The following is a 16,366-nucleotide window of genomic DNA, read 5'->3' as shown; positions in this document are numbered from 1 at the left end:
CGAGGTTGAGCCCGGTGCCGGCGGCCGCGATCGCTCCGAAGACCGCGGCGGCCCGCGCGGTGCCCGCGCCGCGCCGTCCGGCGAGATAGCTGAAGACCGGGATGGCGAAGACGAAGTTGCCGTCGAGCAGCGAGCCGAGCACCACCGCCACCAGGGCGGTCAGCGGCAGCCGCCGACCGGCCCCCACCGCCAGGGCGAGCAGCGCCAGCGAGGCGACCAGCAGGAACACGGCGGCGGGCGGGCGGGGTGGGGTGATCCCGGCGTACCCGATCGGCGCGGCCAGCGCGGCCCAGAGCAGCAGGTCGCCGGCCCGCCGCCGGTCCCCGAGCAGGCGCCTACGACGCCACCACCGCGTTGCCACGGCGGTCAGGCTACCGGCGGGCGGCCGGCCCGGACACCGACGAAAGTCAGGTGTCCGCCGGACCGGCCGGGGCGCGGCGGTCAGCCGGGGTGGGCCGTCGGCACCGGGGCGGCCGGGGCGTAGCGCACGGGTGGGTAGAGGACCCGCAGCAGCGGTCCGGCCATCGCGGTGGTGAGCACCGCCATCACCACCATCAGCGAATAGAGCCGGGTGTCCAGCAGGGTCAGTTGCAGGCCGATGTTGAGGATGACCAGCTCGGTCAGGCCGCGGGTGTTCATCAACGTGGCCAGCGCGCCCGACTCCCGGGCCGGCAGTCCGTTGGCCCGGGCCGCCAGGTAGGCGCCGACGAACTTGCCGCCGATCGCCACCAGCAGGATCAGGGCCAGCTCGCCCAGCCCGGTGGGGCCGACGGCGGAGAGGTCGACCCGCAGGCCGGCGACGATGAAGAAGACCGGCAGCAGCAGCACCGAGCTGACCTGGCCGACCCGCTCCAGCAGTTCGGCGCGGAGCGCGGCGCCGCCCTCGCGGGGCATCACCACGCCGAACAGGAACGCGCCGAAGATGAAGTGCAGCCCGACGGCCTCGGTGGCCGCGGCCGACAGCAGCGCACCGGCCAGCACCACGGCGAGGGTGCCGCTGGTCAGCCGCCCGGCTCGCCGCTGCGCCGTGGCTACCCGGCTCAGCAGGGGGCGGACCAGCAGGAACATCACCGCCAGGTAGGGCAGCACCAGCAGCAGCCGGGCCTGGTCGGCGGCGGCGCCGGCGACGGCCACCACCATCGCCAGCATCGACCAGGCGAGGACGTCGTCGACCGCCGCGCAGGTCAGGGCCACCTGGCCGACCAGGGTGTGGCTCATGTTCCGGTCGGTGAGGATCCGGGCCAGCACGGGGAACGCGGTGACCGACATCGCCGCCCCCATGAACAGCGCGAAGCTCAGCGGGTCCCGGCTCGGGTGATCGCGGATCAGGTACAGCGACAGCAGGGCGCCCAGCCCGAACGGCAGCACGATGGAGCTGACCGAGACGCTGCCGGCCAGCCGGCCCCTGCCGCGCACCAGCGCGTGGTCCAGTTCGAGGCCGACGATGAACATGAACAGCGCGATCCCCAGGTTGGCCAGCGCGGCGAGGAACGGCCGGATGTCGGTGGGGAAGACCGCCTCGGAGACGGCGCCGTGCAGCAGCGTGGGGCCGAGCGCGATCCCGGCCAGCACCTCGCCGATCACCGGCGGCTGGTCCAGCCGGCGGGCCAGCGCGCCGAGCAGGCGGGCGGCCACGATGATGATCGCGAGGGCGAGCAGGAGGCGGGTCGCCTGGGTGGTCGACATGGGTCCTCCGACCGGACGTCCGATGGTTGACCCGGGGATCGTCACGCCGTCGCCTCGGGGGCGGCTCGACCACGGGTCGAGGGCCGCGGCGGCACCGTCGGGGCGGGCGTCCGCGGCCGGCGGCGGGTCGCCCGGCCGCCGAGCCGGGTTCGAGTACGGCTCCAGCCGGCGCTGTGAGCATGTGCGGGCCCATCGGAGCGGACGCCAGGAGGATCACCGTGCACCGCACCTTGATCATCGCGAAGTTGAAGACCGACGAACCACAGCGCATCGGCGACGTCTTCGCCGAATCGGACGCCACCGACCTGCCCCACATGATCGGTGTCTCGCGGCGGCTGCTGTTCACCTTCCACGATCTCTACCTGCATCTCGTGGAGGCCGACGACGACATCTCGCCCAACCTGTACCAGGCCCGCAGCCACCCGCTCTACCAGGACATCAACACCCGGCTGACGGAGTTCGTGTCGCCGTACGACCCGAACTGGAAGGAACCGAAGGACGCGATGGCCGCCCCGTTCTACGTGTGGACGGCGAAGGACGGGAGGACCCGGTGACCGCGACCCGCGAACTGCGCGTGCACGTCGACCAGGTGACGCCGAACCGGCGCCGCGGCGGCGACATCCGGCTCACCCTCAGCCCGAAGACGGTCGGCTGCACCTCCGGGTTCGGCGGGGTGCTCACCCTCGCCCCCGGCGAGTACGTCACCGAGCACTACCACCCGTACTCGGAGGAGTTCCTGCACGTCGTCGACGGCGACCTGGAGATCCGGCTGGACGGCGAGCTGGTCCGGCTCGGCCCCGGCGACTCGCTGCTGGTGCCGATCGGGGTGAAGCACCGGCTGGTCAACACCGGCGACGCGGGCGCCCGGGTGGTGTTCCACCTGTCCCCGCTGGCGCCCCGGCCCGAACTGGGGCACGTGGACACCGAGGAGCCGACCCGGCCGGAGGCGGCGAACCCGGACGTGGGTGGTCCGGCATGACCCGGTCGGTGGTGGTCACCGGGATCGGCGCGGTCGCGCCGGGGGCGGTCGGCCGGGAGGCGTACTGGGAGCTGCTGGCCGCCGGCCGGACCGCGACCCGGCGGATCAGCCTCTTCGACGCCGGTGCCTTCCGGTCCCGGATCGCCGCCGAGGTGGACTTCGACCCGCGGGCCTGCGGGCTGACCTCGGCGGAGATCCGGCGGATGGACCGGGCCGCGCAGTTCGCGGTGGTCAGCGCCCGGGAGGCGATCGCGGACAGCGGCCTGGACCTCGGCGCCGGCGACCCGGCCCGGCTCGGGGTGAGCATCGGCAGCGCGGTCGGCTGCACCATGGGCCTGGAGCAGGAGTACGCGGTGCTCTCCGACGACGGCCGCAACTGGCTGGTGGACCACAGCTACGGGGTGCCACACCTGTACGGCTACATGGTGCCGAGCACCCTCGCCGTGGAGGTGGCCTGGACAGCCGGCGCGGAGGGGCCGACGGCGCTCATCTCGACCGGCTGCACCTCAGGGCTGGACGCGGTCGGGCACGCGGTGGAGCTGATCCGGGAGGGCAGCACCGACGTGATGGTGGCCGGCGCGACGGACGCCCCGCTCTCCCCGATCACCTCCGCCTGCTTCGACGCGATCAAGGCGACCTCGCCGAACAACGACGACCCGGAGCACGCCTCCCGCCCGTTCGACGCCACCCGGGACGGTTTCGTGCTGGGCGAGGGGGCGGCGGTGCTGGTGCTGGAGGAGAAGGAGGCGGCCCAGCGGCGCGGGGCCCGCATCTACGCCGAGATCACCGGTTTCGCCAGCCGCAGCAACGCCTTCCACATGACGGGGCTGAAGCCGGACGGCCGGGAGATGGCCGAGGCGATCCGGGTGGCCATGTGCCAGGCGCGCATCGATCCGTCCGACGTGGACTACATCAACGCACACGGCTCGGGGACCAAGCAGAACGACCGGCACGAGACGGCCGCGTTCATCCGGGCGCTCGGCGAGCGGGCGTACCAGGTGCCGGTCAGCTCGATCAAGTCGATGATCGGGCACTCGCTGGGGGCGATCGGATCCCTGGAGGTGGCGGCCTGCGCGCTGGCCCTGCAACGCCAGGTGGTGCCGCCCACCGCGAACCTGCACCAGCGCGATCCGGAGTGCGACCTGGACTACGTGCCACTGACCGCCCGGGAGCACCGGATGGACACCGTCCTCAGCGTGGGCAGCGGCTTCGGCGGCTTCCAGAGCGCCATGCTGCTCGCCCGCGTCTGACCCCGCACGAACGAACCGGCCGCCCACGTCGCCGTGGGCGGCGGTCGTCGCCGGTCGGTCAGCGGGCGGTCCCGGCCGGGTCGCCGGCCCTTGGAATCGATCATCTAGTACCGCCACCTGCCGCGCCTGCGTCATCCCGACCCCCGCTCCTCCTACCGGGGAGCGTAGGCCAGCATGCGGCGCCGGCGGACCGATCCGGCCGAAGCCGGCGCGGGGAGCGGCCCGGCGGTCACGATCGTGCGGCAGGTGGCGAGGCCGGCTGCCCGGGTTTCCATGACGGCGGGGAGACCGTGGCGCGGACCCGACCCGCTGAAGGATGACACGCAGTCCCCGCGTGCTCGACAGTGCTCAGTCGCGTCGGGTGACCGGCCTGGACGATCCGATTTGGCGACCCCTTTCCGGCGGCTGATCGCGGCGGCGGGGCCTGGAGCCGGGCCTGCGCCCCACTCCTGTCGTTTCGACTCTCCGCTGGCCCCCGCTTTTGTAGGTTGGCGGGGAGCACCAGGTTCCCGCGCCTCCGGCCCGCGGTACGGGCGTGCCAGAGGAGGCAGACGCGGTGACGTCCAGTCCGCTACCCCGGATCCTTCGCCGGCGCGGCGAGCCGGACTATCCGACGTTCCTGGAGCTCTTCTTCGACCTGGTCTTCATCTTCATGCTCTCCCGGCTCTCGGCGGGGCTGGCCCAGGACCTCACCGTCCGGGGCGCCGCCCAGACCGCCGTCCTGCTGCTGGCCGCCTGGTGGGTCTGGGTGCTGACCGCGTGGCTCACCGACCTGTTCAACCCGCGGCTGCCGATCATCCAGGCCACCGTCCTGGCGGTCATGTTCGGCACCATGCTGATGGCGATCGCGGTGCCGTACGCCTTCGCCGACTACGGGTGGCTCCTCGTCGCGGCGTACTTCGGCATCCACCTCGTCCGGGACGCCGTCCTCATCCCCGGTACCCGGGTGAACCGCCCCATCCAGGCCAGGAGCATCCGGGTCTTCTTCTGGTTCGGCGTGACCGCCGCGCCGTGGGTGGCCGGGGCGTTCGTACACGGAACGGCCCGGCTGCTGCTCTGGTCGGTCGCGGTGGCCGTCGACCTGGGATCGGCCCGGATCGGCTGGCCGACGCCGAGGCTCGGCCGCACCGAACTCGCCAGTCAGATCTTCACCGGCACCCACCTGTCCGAGCGGCACCGGGAGATCTTCATCGTCGCGTTGGGGGAGCTGATCCTCAGCGTCGGCACGGGGCTGGCCGGCAGCGGCTTCCAGGCCGGCCGGGTGGCCGCGAGCGCGCTCGCGTTCGGCAGCGGCGTCGTGCTCTTCCAGCTCTACTTCCACCGGGTGCGGCAGCTCCTGGCACGGCCCGCCGTCACGGTGGTGGAGCGGGTCCGCCCCGGCACCTCCACCTCGTACAGCCACCTGGTGATGGTGGCCGGGGTGCTGCTCGTCTCGACCAGCGTCTCGCTGGTCATCGACCGGCCGTTCGGTGCGGCGCCGGCCGCCTGGACCGCCGTCATCCTCGGCGGCCGGCCCTGTTCCTGCTCGGGGGTTGCCTGTTCGACGCCGTGCTCACCGGACGGGTCCTCTGGTCCCGGGCGCTGGGGGTGGTGCTGCTGGGCGCCGTCGCGCCGGCGGCGGCCCTGCTCCCGCCGCTGGCCATCCTGGTCGTGGCGAACCTGGTCCTGCTGCTCACCCTGGTCTGGGAGACCCTGCCGGCACGCTCACGGCTGGTCCGGGTCACCGTGCCGACCGGGTGAGGGTCGCCCGAGCGCCGGTGGCATCGGCGTGCGGGCGTGCAACCGGGTGCTAACCAGGTTCGCGGCCGCGACCAGGGCCAGGACGGTCGTGGCGAGCAGCGCGACCAGCACCGGCGGCAGCAGGGACGAGGCCGGCGCCACGCCGGCCAGCAGGACCAGCCCGGCCAACCGGGACCGGGAGATCCGACCGAACACCGTGTAGTCGAGCACCCCGCGGCCGACCAGGAACAACGCCGGTCCGCCGAGGATGACCGCAGCCCACGAGGCCGGCGTGTCCCCGAGCGGACGCGCCACGACGAGGTGGCTGGTGACCGCCATGCCGCCGATGCCGGCCACCATGATCAGGTGGGTGATCGCGGCCGACTGGGTGAGCAGGGACGGGTTCGTCGATTGCGCGATGGCGTCGGTCAGCAGCTCGCCGGCCCGGTAGATGTAGATTCGCCAGGCCAGCACCACGATCAGGAAGACCACCAGCAGGGCCCAGGCCCGATCCATGGTGTATTCGTTCATGCTGAACGTCGTCCCGGTCACGAAGACAGCCGCGCCGAGCGCGACGATGACGAACTGCCGGTACCGCTCGGCCACCCGCTCGCCGACCAGCCGCCACTCCTGCGGCTGGGCCCGCCCGAGTCGGGGCGCCGGCCAGCCGAGCGAGGCGGCGACGTACTCCACGCCGACAGCCGCCGCCCAGAGCACCAGGCGGGCGGGGCCGACGGCCAGCCCGCCGCCGATCCAGCCGACCGCGGCGATGAGGTACCAGAACAGGACCCGGCCGCTGCGGCGCGGCTCGGACGCATCCGGCAGCAGCAGGAGGTAGTAGCTGCTCGAGCCGAGGTGGATCACCAGGTAGGTGACCGCGAAGAGCAGGCCACGCTCGCCGTACGCGTCCGGCGCCGCGGCCGCCAGCAGCAGGCTGGCGGCCGCCACCCCGATGAGCTGCACCTGGACCGCGGGCCGGGCCAGGTCGAGGGTGTCCGCGGCCCACGTGGTCACCGCCCAGACGAGGGTGAACGCGAGCAGCAGGACCAACGTCTCCCCGACGCCGGTCCCGGTCAGGTCGACGGCGAGCGTCTTGGCCAGGGTGATCAGCGCAAAGACGTAGACCAGGTCGAAGAAGAGTTCCAGGTACGCGGGCCGCCCCGGATCCCGCTGGGCCGGGGCCGCCGCACCGGCGCTGCCTTCCGCTGCCATCGACCTCCTCCCGGACCGCCGCACCGTCGTCGCCAGACGACACTACGGGCACCGGTTCGACGGCAGCCACACATCCGTCTCATACCCTGCCATAGCGGGACCTGTCGCGCCCCGCGCTGGTCAGCCACCGTCGGGACCGCTGACGGCTCGCAGGAGTTCAGCGCGGGCGGCCTGCAGGGCGACGAACAGTGCTCCCGTGAGGGACGCCGCCTCGCCCAGGGCGCTGGTCTCGATCCGCGGTGGAAACGGCGCGTACGCGTTGACGGTGTCCCGGACCGTCGGCAGCAGCAGCGGGTTGCGGCCGACGCCCCCGCCGAGGACCACGAGCTCGGGGTCGAAGATCGCACACGCGCTGGCGATCGTCAGGCCGAGTTGCCGGGCCTCGGCCTCCACCAGATCGCGCGCGGCGGGCACGCCCGCGGCGGCCTGGGCGAACAACTCCTCCACCGAGGACGGCCGGGTGCCCGGCCAGGACCTGCGGGCGTCGAGCGCCGCGAGAACGCCGTACGCCCCGGCCTCGTCCGCCAGCTGCGCCTTGCCGCGTCCGGCCCGCTGTCCAGGGGGCACCGAACCCGGTAACGGCAGGTAGGCGACCTCTCCGGCGGCACCGTGCGCGCCGCGTACGAGTTCGCCGTTGTGGACCAGACCCATGCCGATGCCGGCACCGACGGCCAGGAACGCGAACGTCGCGACATCCAGGGCGTGCCCACGCCAGCGCTCCCCCAGCGCCGCGAGGTTGACATTGTTCTCCAGCACGATGGGCGCGTCGACGCGCGCCTCGAGCGGGGTGATCAGGTCGAACGGGCCGTCCTCACCGAGGTTGCGGGCGGCCGACATGGTGCGCCCGTCGGCATGGACGGCACCGGGCGCCGACACGCCGACCCTACGAAGCCGCCCCAGCTGCTCCCCCACCGCGTTCGTCGCGGACGCGATCATCCGGGCGACCTGGGCGGCGACCCGGCCGGCGCCGGCCCCTCTGGTGGCCTGGCGTTGCTCGAAACAGACAGTGCCGCTCATGTCCGCCGCCGCGACCCGGAGGTTGTCGCCACCGACATCGACGGCGACCACGTACCCGGCGGTGGGGGCCAGCCGGTAGTAGGTGGGCACCCGACCCGGTCGACCGCGGCGCACGCCGGCGTCGACGATCAGGCCGATCTCGACGAGCCGGCGTACCACCTCGGAGATGGTGGGCCGGGACAGGCTCGTCCGGCTGGCAAGCTCCGGCCGGGTCATGGGCACGCTGTCGAGCAGTGCGGCCAGCACCATTCGGCCGGACGAGTCGACGGAGACCAAGCTGTTCCACTCCCTCGCCTGTGGGATCGGGAAGGCTGCGACGACGGCCTTGACCCGTGATCGCGAACCGAGTACAAGTTTTTGTTAAGCAGCCTACCTAATGCCCCCGGAGGGCGATCATGTCAGAGAGCATGAGCGAGCTGTCCAGGCGAAGACTCCTTCAATTGTCGGCGGTCACCGGTGCGGGCCTGCTTCTCGCGGCCTGCGACGTCGGCGGCGGCAGCGACACCGGCGCGGGCGGTGACAGCGGTGCGGCGGGCAACGGCGAGGGCCAGATCAAGGCCCTGTTCATGAAGCAGGCCGGCTACTCCGAGGACGACATCCGCGCGATGACCGACGAGTTCCACAAGAAGTATCCGAAGATCACCGTCGAGCCGTCCTTCGTCGCCTACGAGGCGCTGCACGACAAGATCGTGGCAGCGGCCCCGGCCAGCACCTTCGACGTGGTGCTGATCGACGTCATCTGGCCCGCCGAGTTCGGCAGCAAACGCATCGTCACCGACGTGACCGACCAGTTCCCGGCGGCGTGGAAGAGCGACATGCTCGGTGGGGCGCTGGCGACCGCCGCCTACCGGGACCGCTACTACGGCGTCCCGTGGATCCTCGACACGAAGTACTTCTTCTACAACACCGACATGCTGACCGGGGCGGGCGTCGAGCCGGCCGGCCTGTCCACCTGGGACGGCGTGCTCGCAGCCGCCCGGGCGCTCAAGGCGAAGAAGGTGGTCGACTACCCGCTGATCTGGAGCTGGAAGCAGGCCGAGGCGCTGATCTGCGACTACACGCAGCTCGTGGGCGCCTTCGGTGGCAAGTTCCTGTCCGACGACGGCAGGTCCGTCGCCTTCAACACCGGCGGTGGCCTGCAGGCGCTGGAGTTCATGAAGAACACCCTCGACAGCAAGCTCACCAACCCCAACTCGGTGGAGTCGCTGGAGGAGGATGTTCGCAAGATCTTCTCCGACGGCCAGGCCGCGATGGCGCTGAACTGGACGTACATGTTCAACGCCGCCAACGATCCGCAGCAGTCGAAGATCGCCGGCAAGGTCGGCGTGGCCGCGACGCCCGCGGGACCGGCGGGCGGCCCGGGCGTCAACGGCTCGATGGCCTTGTCGGTCAGCTCCGGCAGCAAGAACCAGAAGGCGGCCTGGACGTACGTCAGCTACATCACCAGCGCCGAGGTGCAGGCGAAGTACGCCAAGAGCTCGCTGCCGTGCTGGACGACGTCGTACGACGACGCGGCGGTGGTGTCCGCCCTGCCGCAGGTGGTGCCGGTGGCCAGGAAACAGCTCGCCACCCTCATCGCAAGGCCGCAGGTGCCCCGCTACAACGAGATCAGCCAGATCCTCCAGGTCGAGGTGCAGAACGCGTTGCTCGGCCGGAAACCGGCGAAGAAGGCACTGGACGACGCGGCCGACCAGGCCCGTACCTTGCTGTCATGACGGCGGCGCCACCGGCGCGCCCGGCAACCGCGCCACCGGCGCGCCCGCGAACCCCGCCGGCGCGCCGCTGGCCGTTCGCCCGGCGCGCCGGCGGCGGTCAGGTCCGGCTGGCGCTGCTGCTGCTCCTGCCCGCGGCGCTCGTCGTCTTCGGCGTGGTGCTGTACCCCGCGGGACGCGCCCTCGTGATCTCGTTCTACGACGTCGACAGCCCGTTCCCCGGTCGATACCCGTTCGTCGGCCTACGCAACTACACCCAGGTCCTTGCCGACCACCGGTTGTGGACGGCCGCCGGGCACACCGCCTACTTCACCGCCGTCTCCACCGCACTCGAGCTTGTCCTCGGCCTCGGTCTGGCCCAACTGCTCGCCGCCCCGTTGCGGCTGCGTTGGTTCTTCCGCGCGATCGTGATCCTCCCGTGGGCGTTGCCGACGATCGTCAACGGGGCGATGTGGCGGTGGATCCTCAACGCCCAGTACGGCGTGGCCAACGCGCTGCTCACCGAACTGCACCTGCAGGACGGTTATCGGTCGTGGCTGGGCAACGACCCGTTTCTCGCCCTGAACATGGTGGTCGTGGCCGACGTCTGGAAGAACGCCTCACTGGTCGCGTTCTTCCTGCTGGCCGGGCTGCAGACGATCCCGCGGGAGCTCAATGAGGCGGCACGGGTGGACGGCGCGGGGCCGATCCGCTCGTTCTGCCGGGTCACCCTCCCCCTGCTGGTGCCGCACATCGCGTTGGTGCTGGTGCTGCGCACCATCGAGGCGTTCAAGGTCTTCGACATCGTCTACGTGATGACCGGCGGTGGTCCCGCGGGCGGCACCCAGACGATCACGTTCTTCACCTACCTCGAGGCGTTCTCCGCCCAGCGGTTCAGCGCCGGGGCGTCGTTGGCCTACCTGACGGTCATCGCCATCCTCGTGCTGGCCCTGATCTACCTTCGGCTGCTTCGGCAGAGCGAGCTGAGGTCGCCATGAGAGCAAGCCTGCGCTACCGCCTGTTCATCCACCTCGCCGCGCTCGCCACGTCCGTGGTGATCCTCGCGCCGTTCGCGTGGCTGCTCTACTCGTCGTTCGTGGGCCAGACCGACCTCGTCTCCCGGCCGATGCGCTGGCTGCCCGAGCACGTCACGCTCGACCGGTACCGCGAGATCTTCGCGGGCGGCGGCACCAGCGCCGGCGCCGCGTTCCGCGGCGCGATGGTCAACAGCTTCCTGGTCGCCGGCGGCACCGTGGTCATCTCACTCACCGTCGGGGTGCTGGGCGGCTACGCGCTGGCCCGGCTGCGGTTTCCCCTGCGACGGGTGACGCTGCTGTCGTTCCTGGTCACCTACATGTTGCCGCCGATCGCCTTGATCATCCCGCTCTATCTGCTGATGTCGCGCTTCGGGCTGCTCGACACCAGGACCGGCCTCATCATCGTGTACTGCTCGCTGGCCACGCCGTTCGCCCTGTGGAACATGAGCACCTTCTTCGGGTCCCTGCCGGTGGAGCTCGAGGAGGCCGCCCGGGTCGACGGGTGCTCGCGACTCGGCGCCCTCGTGCGGGTGATGCTGCCGCTGTCCAAGCCCGGCATCCTGGCCACCGCCCTCTACGCGTTCCTGCTCTGCTGGGATGAGTTCCTGTACTCGTTGATCTTCACCTCCACCTCTCAGGCGAAGACGGTGCCGGTCGCGATCGCCGAGTTCACCGGGCGCAACGCCGTCGACTTCGGTCTCATCGCCGCCGGCGGAGTCCTCGCCGCCCTGCCGCCCGTGGCGCTCGCGGTGATGTTCCAGCGCTACCTCATCACCGGCCTGGCATCCGGGGCGGTCAAGGGATGACGTCGCCTTCCGCGACGGGGTGCGCAGCAGACAACCCGCGGCGCTGGGCTGAGCGGAGCGGGGGCGGCTCTTCCGCCGCCCCCGCCGCCGGCCGCTCAGCCTTGTGGTTACGGCACCGGGATCGACGTCGTCGGGACGTTGTAGCCCCGGGTTCGTAGGTGCGGGGCCTGGCCGCCCAGGTCGCTGGTCTGGTAGGTCGCCCTGATGGTGGTCGACTCACCCGGCCACAGTGAGACATAGTTGTCGCTGTAGTTCACCGGCAGCACCTCGTTGCCGCCGTTGCCGGCGGTGATCTCCGGCCGCAGGAAGAACGCGATGTTCGTCGGGCTGTTGTTGGTCATCGTGATCGTGGCAGTCTCCTGGCCGCCGGAAACTGTCCGGGTCACGCTCGTGGCCAGGTTGGGGTTCGACGGCAGGCTGTTGAGGCCGGTGAGATTGGCGTACGTCTTGACCGCCGTCATGTACCAGTTCTTCTTGTTCGCCAGCACGTCCGGCTGAGTCGAGTACCAGTAGAGGTTGTTGCTGACCACCGCGCCGGTGGCGTCCCTCAGCTGCAGTCGGATGAAGTACGTCGTGGACAGGCCGGTCAACGCCGGCAGCGTGAGCACCTGAGTGGCGGCGTTCGCCGCCGCGGTGACCGGTACCGTCGTCGTGTACGCCTGCGTCAGGTTGGGCACGTTGTACACCGTCGTCGTGGCGGTCAGGCCGCTGCGCCCGCTCAGGGTGGAGTTGACGGCGTACACGTTCCTGGTCTTGTAGTCGTACGCGATGTGGAGCGGTTCGTTCGCCTTCTTGCTGCCGAAGTAGCCGCCGGCGGGCTTGAAGTAGTAGTCGTACAGGTTCCAGTGCACCGAGGGCCAGGCGTTGTTGAGCATCCAGAAGATGACCCCGAACGACTGGGTGTACTCGTGCGAGTTCCAGGCCTCGAAGAACGACCTGCTGTTCTCGTAGTTCTGCAGCTCCGACTTGCGGGAGTAGTCCGCGGCGCTGGTGGTGCTGCCGTACCGCTTGTTGACGCCGTCGGTGAACACCGTGATGTTGTCGAAGACGCTCCTGGGCTTGCCGGCGTGGTAGTTCCAGGTGGCGCCGATGGGCCACAGGTCCGCTGCGGGAATGAACTTCTGCAGGCTCTCCAGTGGCGGCGGCGCCTCCGTGCCCTCCTCACCGGTGGTGCCGAACGCGCTGCCGGACTGGGTGGTGTCCCACCACAGCACCGGCGGCTCCCACTTGTAGGGGCCGTCCATCTTCATGCCGGCGTTGGCATTCGACCAGGTCGCCACGTTGTCCACCGTCGGGTTCTGCCAGTGCAGCTTGGCGGCGGTGTTCTTGTACATGCTCAGGTGGGCGGCCGTCGGCGGCTGGTCGCTGCCGTAGTTCCACATGAAGGGGCTGGCGTGCGCCCGCAACGCCCGCAGCTGGCTGTCCAGGGAGGCGTTGGCCACCTGCTCCTGCTCGATCGTCCAGGTGTTGTCGTTCTCCCACGCGCTGCAGCAGACGAACCCCGGCATGATCATGATGCCGGCCCTGTCGGCCAGGTCGTAGAGCTCCTCGTTGCCGAGCGTGCCCTCCAGCCGGATGGTGTTGAGGCCCATGTCCTTGACGTACTGGATGTGGGTGGCGTTGGTCTTCGTGTCCCAGCGCTGCAGCATGTCCCAGACGTAGCCGCCGCCACGGAAGAAGATGTTCTGCCCGTTGACCTTGTAGCCGACGAACGAGGTGCCGTTGACGGTGCTCCGGTAGTCGGTGAACTGGCGGACGCCGAAGTCGATCGACCTGGTGTCCGACGTGGCGCCGGCGACCGTCGCAGACGTCGAGAGCTGGTAGAGCTCCGGGCTGCCGAACTGGTAGGGCCACCAGAGTGCGGGGTTGGTGACGTGCAACTGCGGATAGCCGGCCGGGTCGAAGCTGACCTCGCGACGCTCGTTGGCGGCCAGGGTGACGTTCTGGCTGACCGAGACGGTCGGATAGCCCGCCTTGGTGATCGTGGCGCTGACCGTCGTGGTGACCGGGGCGTTGGTCGCGTTGAGGGCGTCGACGTAGACGGTCAGGTCCGCCGCGTTGGTCGCGGGCAGCGGCAGGACGGTCTTGACGTACGGGTCACGCAACGCCACGGGCCCGGTCGTCTCCAGCAGCGTCGTGCCCCAGATCCCGGCATTCATGTCCGGAGCCTCGGGGTTCCAGTCCACGGTGCAGAAGGAGAGATCCTTGCAGTCGTGCGCCGGCGGGGTGACCAGGATCGCCAGCGCGTTGAGCGCGCCGGGCCTGATCGCGTTCGTCGCGTTGTACTCGTGCACCGCCATGGTGCCGACCGCGTCGGCGTCGAGCTGGGTGCCGTTCAGCCAGATCTGCGCCCGGTAGCTGATGCCCTTGAAGCGCAACCAGTACGCCTGGTCGGGGGCCGCGGCCGCGGCGGTGAACTGCCCCCGGAACCACCAGTTCTGGCCGGTGAGGTCCGGCACCGACTGCAGGTTCGTCCCGACGTAGATGTTCTGGTACACGTTGTTCGCGACCAACCCCGCCAGGACGGTCGACGGAAGCGACACCGGGTTCCAGCCCGCGGTGCTGTAGCCGACCTGGGAAATGGTCGCGCCCGGGTCCGTGACGGTGTTGGCTGACCTGAACGTCCAGCCCGTGGAGAGTTCGGTGGAGCCGACGGTGGCGGCGCTCGCGCTCGGCACCTGCACGCCGCCGACGCCGGCCACGAGGGTCAGGGCCAGCAGCAGCGTCGCGTACCGCCGGCGCTTACGTTGGACAGGGTGGATGGCTGGGGGCGGTGACATGGGCGGCCTCCTCGATCCAGTCGAAGAAAAGCGGTGCGCCGCTCGGTGCGGCGCCTAGGAGCCGGTTGGCCAGGACACCTGCGTGGAGTGGTAGTAGTTGATCCCCATGACGCGCCAGCGCGGGCCCTGGGCACCGAGCCGCTGCTGGAACGAGGTCCAGTCATGGGTGCTCGCCGGCGACCAGCCCAGCTCGGCGATCGCCGGAAGGCGCGGGAAGGCCATGTACTCGACGTCGGCCAGCGTCTCGATCGTCTCCGTCCACAGCGGCGCCTCGACCCCGAGCACGGACGTTTCGCCGACGCCCGCCAGATAGGCCCCCGGGTCCCAGCCGTACGCGTCCTGGACGTCGATGTAGCCGGCCCAGCGCTGGCCGAGTCGGGTGCGGGAGTTGTACTTCATGTCCAGGTAGGCGTGGTTGGCCGGCGACATGATGACCTTGGTGCCGTGCTGGGCGGCCGTCGCCACCGCGGCGTTGGAGGTCGTGGTCCCCCAGAACTGGGCGACGGTCGACGGCAGGACCGACGCGTTGACGATGTCGTGCCAGCCGACGACGGTCTTGCCGTGCGCCGCGACGATCTGCTGTGCCCGGTTCATGAAGGTGGCGTAGTCCGCGGCGGTGGTGGAGCTGGCCTCGTCGCCACCGATGTGCAGGTAGGGCCCGGTCGTGAGCGCGGCGAGCTCGCCCAGCACCTGGTCGATGAACGTGTAGGTGATCTCCTTGCCCACGCACAGCGAACTGAACCCGACCTTGGTGCCGGTGTAGAGCTTGGGCGCCACGCCGTCGCAATTGAGGTCCGCGTACGAGGCGAGCGCGGCGTTGGTGTGACCCGGCATGTCGATTTCCGGGACGATCATGACGTACCGGGCGGCGGCGTACGCGACCAACTGCCGGAACTCGTCCTGGGTGTAGTAGCCGCCGGCGCCGCCGCCGACCTCGGTGCTCCCACCGTAGATCGCGAGATCGGGCCAGCTGTTGACGGCGATGCGCCACCCCTGGTCGTCGGAGAGATGCAGGTGCAGGCGGTTGACCTTGTAGAGCGCGATCTCGTCGATGTACCGCTTCACCACCGACATCGGGAGGAAGTGCCGTGCGACGTCGAGCATCGCGCGGTGAGCGAACCGGGGTTGGTCGATGATCCGCCCGCCGGCCACGTCCCAGGGCCCGGGCTGCACGGTCGCGCTGTCGGCGGCGGGCGGCAGCAACTGGCGCAGCGTCTGGACGCCGGCGAACAGGCCGGCCGGCGCGTTGGCGCGTACGGCGATCGACACGTCGATCACGTCCAGCTGGTAACCCTCGCTGCCGATCCCCGTGGGCGCCCCGGAGAGCAGGAGCGCTATGCCGTCGGCCGGGGTGGCACTCGGTGCGTCAACCACCGGCATGGGATAGCCGGTCGAGCGGCGCAGCACGGCCGCGAACTGCTCGGCGATGTCAGCGACCGCCGTCGAGCCGGGCTCGGCGTAGATCTTCGTGGTCGCCGTGATGCGGTAGGTGACTCCGCCCGCCGGCGTGGCGAGGACCGGTGCCGGCACGACGGATGCGAACGACACGGCGGTCGTCTCGGCCGGGGCGACGGTGGCATCGGCGGGCGCGCCCCAGAGGCCGCCGGTGGTGACCACGAGCATCACGGTGGTGAGCAGACAACGTACGCCGCCGATGGTCATGGTTGCCTCCGGAGCCCTACCGATGCCGCGGAGAGCGGGATGCGACGCCAGCCGCGGATCGACCTTCATCGTTAGGGGTCAACGTAACCGGCATCTTTTCGTAAGGCAAGCTACCTAACAAATCTCCGGGCCCGACCGGGCGGTCGGGGCGCGGATCGTCGGAGGGCGGGCGTACGGTCCCGGGCGTGATAACCGTCGCCGATGTCCGTGCGCTGACCCGGACGCTGCCACGCACCACCGAGCACCTCATCCACGACCGGGTGAAGTTCCGCGTCGGCGCCATCGTGTACGTCGCGTTCTCCCGGGACGAGCAGACGATGGGTTTCGGCTACCCGAAGGAGCAGCGGGACGGCCTCATCGCGGCCGAGCCGGACCTGTTCTTCCTGCCCCGGGCCTCCGACCTGCGGTTCAACTGGGTGTGCTGCCACCTGGCCCGACTCGACCACGCCCAGATGACCGAGCTGGTGACCGAGGCGTGGCGGCTGGTGGTGCCGAAGTTCCTCGCCCGACAGCGGCTCGGCGACTGA

At 70.6% G+C, this 16,366-nt stretch carries 12 protein-coding genes and 1 pseudogene; 8 read left to right on the top strand and 5 right to left on the bottom strand.

Annotated elements, in window-relative coordinates; all coding sequences use genetic code 11:
• Positions 1–441 precede the first annotated feature (441 nt).
• Positions 442–1,686: a cation:proton antiporter gene (locus JNW87_RS05970; protein ID WP_238453256.1), complete on the bottom strand. Its 1,245-nt coding sequence runs from the start codon at positions 1,684–1,686 to the stop codon at positions 442–444.
• A gap of 218 nt (positions 1,687–1,904) precedes the next feature.
• On the opposite strand from JNW87_RS05970, the gene JNW87_RS05965 reads away from it, so the two are divergent.
• The 4 genes and pseudogenes from JNW87_RS05965 to JNW87_RS05950 form a co-directional block, all read left to right on the top strand.
• Complete coding sequence (locus JNW87_RS05965) at positions 1,905–2,240, top strand: TcmI family type II polyketide cyclase (RefSeq protein WP_109805847.1); 336 nt, start codon at positions 1,905–1,907, stop codon at positions 2,238–2,240.
• Positions 2,237–2,665, top strand: a complete 429-nt coding sequence (locus JNW87_RS05960) for a cupin domain-containing protein (RefSeq protein ID WP_238453255.1) — start codon at positions 2,237–2,239, stop codon at positions 2,663–2,665. Before JNW87_RS05965 ends, JNW87_RS05960 begins: the two co-directional genes overlap by 4 nt.
• Positions 2,662–3,915 (top strand): beta-ketoacyl synthase, encoded by a 1,254-nt coding sequence (locus JNW87_RS05955; RefSeq protein ID WP_238453254.1) that lies wholly within the window; start codon positions 2,662–2,664, stop codon positions 3,913–3,915. The genes JNW87_RS05960 and JNW87_RS05955 overlap by 4 nt, the downstream gene beginning before the upstream one ends.
• Positions 3,916–4,450: 535 nt before the next feature.
• Positions 4,451–5,413: pseudogene (locus tag JNW87_RS05950) on the top strand (low temperature requirement protein A); the annotation flags it as partial.
• Between the two features lie 206 nt (positions 5,414–5,619).
• Here JNW87_RS05950 and JNW87_RS05945 read toward each other — a convergent pair.
• Entirely contained in the window at positions 5,620–6,846 is a 1,227-nt protein-coding gene (locus JNW87_RS05945; protein ID WP_109799797.1) for a low temperature requirement protein A, read from the bottom strand.
• Between the two features lie 120 nt (positions 6,847–6,966).
• Complete coding sequence (locus JNW87_RS05940; protein WP_146230956.1) at positions 6,967–8,139, bottom strand: ROK family transcriptional regulator; 1,173 nt, start codon at positions 8,137–8,139, stop codon at positions 6,967–6,969.
• Positions 8,140–8,270: 131 nt separating this feature from the next.
• On the opposite strand from JNW87_RS05940, the gene JNW87_RS05935 reads away from it, so the two are divergent.
• The 3 genes from JNW87_RS05935 to JNW87_RS05925 are packed head-to-tail and all read left to right on the top strand — an operon-like array spanning position 8,271 to position 11,397.
• Positions 8,271–9,578, top strand: coding sequence for an extracellular solute-binding protein (locus JNW87_RS05935; protein WP_238453253.1), 1,308 nt, complete (start codon positions 8,271–8,273; stop codon positions 9,576–9,578).
• Complete coding sequence (locus tag JNW87_RS05930) at positions 9,575–10,552, top strand: carbohydrate ABC transporter permease (protein ID WP_109799794.1); 978 nt, start codon at positions 9,575–9,577, stop codon at positions 10,550–10,552. The genes JNW87_RS05935 and JNW87_RS05930 overlap by 4 nt, the downstream gene beginning before the upstream one ends.
• On the top strand, positions 10,549–11,397 hold the full coding sequence (locus tag JNW87_RS05925; protein WP_109799793.1) for a carbohydrate ABC transporter permease: 849 nt from the start codon (positions 10,549–10,551) through the stop codon (positions 11,395–11,397). Before JNW87_RS05930 ends, JNW87_RS05925 begins: the two co-directional genes overlap by 4 nt.
• Before the next feature lie 107 nt (positions 11,398–11,504).
• Here the strand turns inward: JNW87_RS05925 and JNW87_RS05920 are convergent, their stop codons facing one another.
• Positions 11,505–14,177, bottom strand: coding sequence for a hypothetical protein (locus JNW87_RS05920; RefSeq protein WP_109799792.1), 2,673 nt, complete (start codon positions 14,175–14,177; stop codon positions 11,505–11,507).
• A 54-nt stretch (positions 14,178–14,231) separates the two neighbouring features.
• Complete coding sequence (locus JNW87_RS05915; protein WP_238453252.1) at positions 14,232–15,839, bottom strand: beta-N-acetylhexosaminidase; 1,608 nt, start codon at positions 15,837–15,839, stop codon at positions 14,232–14,234.
• 185 nt (positions 15,840–16,024) lie between these two features.
• Here JNW87_RS05915 and JNW87_RS05910 point away from each other — a divergent pair, with 185 nt between their 5' ends.
• Positions 16,025–16,366 carry an MmcQ/YjbR family DNA-binding protein gene (locus tag JNW87_RS05910; protein WP_109799791.1) on the top strand — a complete coding sequence of 114 codons (342 nt, stop codon included), beginning with the start codon at positions 16,025–16,027 and terminating at the stop codon, positions 16,364–16,366.

It is taken from the genome of Micromonospora sp. ATA51 (assembly GCF_016802855.1).
GTDB lineage: Bacteria > Actinomycetota > Actinomycetes > Mycobacteriales > Micromonosporaceae > Micromonospora > Micromonospora sicca.
Note: the sequence above shows the minus strand (reverse complement) of the source record. Positions and strands in the feature narration are given on the sequence as shown.